Here is a 697-nt window from a genome sequence, read left to right on the forward strand (position 1 = left end):
AAGAGTAAAGTAGTGCAGCCGATAAGAGCTATGAATGAATATTCTGCAGTTGCTTAAGCATTTGATGATGTATAACTAGTTCACACCCAAGCTATGCTCTCGATGTGAACACTGATTTAAGTATTGGCTGGCTTAAAGCTACTTAGTGGGAGTAAGGGTAGGAATAGTATCTTGCTTACTTTCGGTGAGAGCACTAACAAGCTCTGCTTCTGGACGAGAGATGCCACAACTATTCATTAGGTCATCGATCCCCGCTCCCAACTCCACCAAACGTGACGCTTCGGAGTAAGAAACTTTAGTCGGGTCATTTTTCTGCATTTCGTCTATTATGGCTTCAAGCTCTTCGACACGCTTTTCCAGAGCAATAACCTTACGCCCAACACCCATTGAGCCATGGCTAATTCCCTGAACTTCTTTTGATAGCTCATCGACCAGATCAGCAGTGCTCCTTTCTGATAAGGTAATGCTACGCTTGATTACCAAAGCGTACACCGCAAGCAAACATACGAGTATCGCTGAAACCAATGGAACAAACTCTACAGAAATTGACATGCCTACTCCTCATAGCCCTCAATTAGCATTGAGGGCCAAAAACAAATTGGCTATCGAGTTTAGAACGAGCCCATTTCAGACCATTCTTCTTCAGATAGCATCTTCTCAAATTCAACCAAGATAATCAGTTCGCCGTTCTTATTAC

The 697-nt window shown here is 43.0% G+C and carries 1 protein-coding gene; it reads right to left on the minus strand.

Annotated features, from left to right (window positions below):
* Positions 1-138 precede the first annotated feature (138 nt).
* Positions 139-552 carry a DUF2802 domain-containing protein gene (locus A3763_RS24575; RefSeq protein WP_068513732.1) on the minus strand — a complete coding sequence of 138 codons (414 nt, stop codon included), beginning with the start codon at positions 550-552 and terminating at the stop codon, positions 139-141.
* Between the last annotated feature and the right edge of the window lie 145 nt (positions 553-697).

It is taken from the genome of Oleiphilus sp. HI0128, from assembly GCF_001635365.1.

Coding starts and splice junctions, on each gene's coding strand:
- A3763_RS24575 (WP_068513732.1), bottom strand. CDS start 552: ATGTCAATTTCTGTAGAGTTTGTTCCATTGGTTTCAGCGATACTCGTA.